Raw genomic sequence first — 283 nt, forward strand, 5'->3', positions numbered from 1 at the left:
CTGTTGGCGAGCGAAGCCGGCACCTTGGCCAGCGCTGCATTGATATCGAGCGCCTGTCCGACCTTGCCGGTCACAGTCGCTGTGCCGCCGCCGAGATTGAGCACCAGCCTGTCCAGGCTCGTCGTGCCGTTGGCGATACTGACCGTCGAGGCCTGCGCGATCGCCGCCTTGATGCCTTGCACGCTCGCCTGACCCGAGGCGAGCTCGATGGTCGTGGTGCCATTCGCCACCCTCACCCGCCCCGCCGCCTTGGCCGGAATATCCTTGACGGTGGCGCCGCCGG

General features: G+C 68.2%; 1 protein-coding gene. It reads right to left on the minus strand.

The window, feature by feature from the left end; all coding sequences use genetic code 11:
* On the minus strand, positions 1 to 283 hold a 283-nt coding region (locus EN807_RS34950; RefSeq protein ID WP_135938116.1), incomplete at both ends, for a hypothetical protein.

The sequence above is a fragment of the Mesorhizobium sp. M5C.F.Ca.ET.164.01.1.1 genome, from assembly GCF_004792125.1.
In the GTDB taxonomy this organism is placed as follows: Bacteria; Pseudomonadota; Alphaproteobacteria; order Rhizobiales; family Rhizobiaceae; genus Mesorhizobium; species Mesorhizobium wenxiniae.